Origin of the sequence: Myxococcus sp. AM011 (assembly GCF_013372595.1) — a bacterium.
GTDB classification, from domain to species: Bacteria; Myxococcota; Myxococcia; order Myxococcales; family Myxococcaceae; genus Myxococcus; species Myxococcus eversor.
Genome location: NZ_JABXEM010000474.1, coordinates 1 through 3,509, shown reverse-complemented (window position 1 = coordinate 3,509; position 3,509 = coordinate 1). Strand labels below are relative to the sequence as shown.

The window sequence follows — 3,509 nt, the reverse complement described above, 5'->3', positions numbered from 1 at the left end:
GCCCTCACCGCCGCGCTGGAGCTGGTGACGCGCGCGCCCACCCACCCGCTGGCCCTCATCGCCGCGCGCTACGCGCTGGACTCCGTGGGCACCGCGCCGCCGCTGGATGACGCCATCCTGAAGGCCACGCAGCAGGCGCTCGGCGCGGGCGCCACCGGAGAGACGGCCTACCTCTTGCGCGGCGCGCGGCTGTCCATCGCCGTGGGGCGCGGAGACACCCAGGCGCGCGACGCGGTGCTGCGCGAGCTGGGCGGCGTGTCCGAGGCGACGCTCGTGGGTCCCCTCTCCGCCTTCCACGTCCTGTCCTGGGACGAGGCGTTCCCGGCGAAGCAGAGCGGCTCGCTCGCGGGCCCCTTCACCGGCGCCTTCGGGACGATGCCGCCGCGCAAGCTGTGGGCGCCGGACGGACGGCTGGACCTGGCTGGTGAGCCCGGCGAGGGAGACGTCTACCTCATGGCCTTCGACGCGGAAGTCCCCGAGGCGGCCCGCTACGTGGCGCGCTCGGTGAGCGCCGCGACGCACCAGGTCCTCGTGGACGGCGCGCCGCTTTTGGAGCGCCGGGGCTGGGAGCGTGCCACCAGCACCATCACCACCCGCGCCGTGGAGCTGCCCGCGGGCAAGCACCGCTTCATCGCCCGCCTGCTCAAGGGCGCGACTTCCGGCGTGCTGTCCTTCTCGCTGATGCGCGCCGACGGCAAGCCCTCCAATGTGCGCTTCACCGCCGCCACGGGCGCGGCCCCTGGGACGTGGGGCAGCGCGCCGAAGACGTCCGAGGCCACGGGCGTGTACCCCACGACGCAGAGCCTGAAGGACGCGCTGGCCGGCGAGGCCGGAGACCTCTTGGCCACCGTGCTGGCGGCGCGTGACGGGCTGTCGCGCGACGCGGACGGGGCGCGCCGGCTGATGGCGGAAGTCGAGGCCACCTCGCCCGCGCTCCTGTCGCTGCGCGCGGAGGTGGCCGCGGCGGACCGCACGGTGCCCGCCAAGGTGGCGCGCGGCCGGGCCACCCGGGATTTGGAAGCGCTCCTGCCCAAGGACCCGGGCAACGTGGCCGCGCTGCTCCTGCGCGCGGACCTCTTCATGGACGACGGTCAGCCGGCCTCCGCGCTGGAGACGCTGAAGACGGCGAGCGAGGCCGTGCAGCCCCCCGGCTTCCCGCTGTTCCTGATGCGCGCTCGCGCGGCGCTGACGCTGGACGTGGACGCGCTGGCGGAGGAGTCGCTGGCGGCGGCGCTGCAAATCCAGCCGAACCTCTGCGAGGCGCTGGGCCTCCAGTACAACCTGGCGCGGCGGCGCGACGCGGTGGAGCGCTCCGACTCGCTGGTGGCGGCGCAGCGGAACTGCCCCGGCGTCCAGGCGCGACAGGCAGACCATGCGCGCACGCGCGGGGATTTGGAGACGGCCGCGCGCGCCTACGCGGAGATGCTCGCCCGCGACCCCACCAGCGTGAGCGCGGGCACGTCGCTGGCCACCCTGTACGTGGGGCTGCGCCGTCACGACGAGGCGATGGCGGTGCTCCAGGCGTTGACGGTGACGTGGCCGCGCAACGCGGAGCTGCTCAAGCGCATGGCGGACGTGCGCGAGTACGCGGGACAGACGGCGGAGGCGCTCGCGCTGCGCGAGAAGGCGCTGGCGCTGGAGGGCGATGACCTGTCGCTGCGCCGCGCGGTGGAGCGCGCGAAGACGGGCAAGGAGCTGCTCCAGGAGCACGCCATCGACGGCCGCGAGGCGATGCGCGCCTTTGACGCGGAGCCGGTCACCGGCGGCTCGGCCGTGTTCGTCCTGGATGCCGCGGCGGTGCGCGTGTACGCGGACGGCAGCATCATCAACCGCATCCACACCATCCAGCGGGCGCTGGAGCAGTCGGGCGTGCAGGAAATCGCGGAGGTGAACGTGCCCCGCGGCGCGCAGGTGCTGGCGCTGCGCACGGTGAAGGCGGACGGGCGCGTGCTGGAGCCGGAGAACATCGAGGGCAAGGACACGGTGAGCCTGCCCGGCGTGCAGGTGGGCGACAGCGTGGAGGTCGAGTATCTGCTGGCGGAGAGCCCGCGCGGCCCCGCGCAGCCGGGCTTCACGGCGTCCGCCTTCTACTTTCAAATCGCGAACCAGCCCAACGCGTGGACCACGTACACGGTGGTGGCGCCCAAGGGCTCCGGCATGAAGGTGGACGCGCACGGGATGAAGGCGCCCGCGCCGACGGTGAAGGGCGACGAGGAGGTCTTCCACTACGAGGCGCGCCGCGTGCCGCCGTTCATCCCCGAGCCGGACTCCCCTCCCTCTGGCAACGAGTACCTGCCCTTCGTCATGGTGGGCGCGGGCGCCACGGGCAACGAGGGCCTGATTCGCGTCTACGGCGACGCCTTCCAGGACCGCTGGCTGCGCACGGCGGAAGTCGTCGACTTCACGCGCAAGGCCACCCAGGGCAAGCAGGGCCTGGACGCGGTGCAGGCGCTGCACGCGGCGGTGATGCAGCGCTTCTCCGGACGGGACAACGGGCTGGGCCAGTCCGCGGCGTCCACGGTGGCACAGGACCGGGGCAGCCGGCTGGCGATGGTGAAGGCGGGCCTGGAGGAGTTGGGCATCCCCTCGCGCGTGGCGGCGGTGCGCACCTTCAACGTGGACCCCAACGACTACCTCTTCCCCAACGACAGCCTGCTGCCGTACGCGGCGCTGCGCGTGGAGGTGCCGGGCTCAGAGCCGGTGTGGGTGGACACGTCGGTGCGCTTCGGCCCCTTCGGCGAGCTGCCGGAGTTCGCCATGGGCGGGCGGGACGCGTACCTGCTGCCGGAGCCGGGCCGCAAGCTGGAGGTGGTGAAGACGCCCCAGGTGAAGGAGTCCGCGGGCAAGCAGGTGCGGCTGACGCTGTCGCTCGACGCGGAGGGCAAGCTCAGCGGCAAGGGCGAGGAGACGTACCTGGGGTTCGAGGCGGCGCAGCTCGCCGAGGCCTTCAACCAGCTCTCCGCGGAGAGCCGCAACCAGGCGCTCCAGGGCGCGGTGGCGCGGTACTTCGGCGGCGCGGCGCTCTCCAGCGTGAAGCTGGACCACGAGGACGCGGTGGGCGCGCCCTTCGTGCTGCGCTACGAGTTCACCGTGCCGCGCTTCGGGCGGCTGGAGGGCGACAGGCGCATGGCGCTGGGGCCCCTCACCTTCCCCGCGCAGCTCGGCCGGCGCTACGTGCAGCTCAGCTCGCGTCGCACGCCGCTGTACATCGACAACACGGAGGCCAGCAACACGCAGGTGACGGTGTCCCTGCCCTCCGGCTGGAAGCTGCCGGACCCGCAGCCGGCGCTCGACGTGAAGAACCCGTTCGGCCACTTCACCCGCACGGAGAAGCAGGAGGGCTCCACGCTCACAATCACGGAGTCCCTGCGCCTGCCCCGCGCGCGCGTCTCTCCGCGTCAGTACGAGCAGTTCTCCGGCTTCACCGGCGACGTGGACCTCATCCAGACGCGTGAGATGTTCCTCGTGAAGCCGTAGGCGCCCTCGCGTGGGGGGCGGGGTGGGAGACG

The 3,509-nt window shown here is 73.1% G+C and carries 1 protein-coding gene; it reads left to right on the top strand.

Annotated features, from left to right (window positions below):
- A partial coding sequence (locus tag HUW62_RS46255; protein WP_176438085.1) for a tetratricopeptide repeat protein occupies positions 1 to 3,477 on the top strand: 3,477 nt, incomplete at its 5' end.
- Between the last annotated feature and the right edge of the window lie 32 nt (positions 3,478 to 3,509).